Annotated in this window: 1 pseudogene; it reads right to left on the bottom strand. The window is 52.5% G+C overall.

Annotation, left to right across the window (positions count from 1 at the left end):
- A pseudogene (locus QVO97_RS12720) lies at window positions 1-335 on the bottom strand (SpaA isopeptide-forming pilin-related protein); the annotation flags it as partial.

Here is a 335-nt window from a genome sequence, read left to right on the forward strand (position 1 = left end):
CTGATAAGCACCTTCTACTTCCCAGGTGGCTGATTCTCCATATCCCATCTTCGGAAGCGGCTTCATCTGTCTGCCGTCGAGAACAATTTTCCCATCTCCACAGATCGACTCTGGCACGTGAACTGTTAAATAGCCCTCTTTCAGCTCTTCTATCACTTTCTTTGGATGTTCCGGCTGACCGTGTCCCGGTCGCCCCCTCCGGCTTCAAACGGTCATACATCCGCACAACCGTCACCGTTCCGCCCTCTGAAACCGTAAATGAAACTGGTTCGGCTTTTTCGTAGCCCTCCGGCGCTTCCAGCTCTTCCAGAATATAGCGGCAGCCCTCCTTTAAA

This window comes from Clostridium sp. CAG:43, from assembly GCF_000434655.1.
In the GTDB taxonomy this organism is placed as follows: Bacteria; Bacillota; Clostridia; order Lachnospirales; family Lachnospiraceae; genus Otoolea; species Otoolea fessa.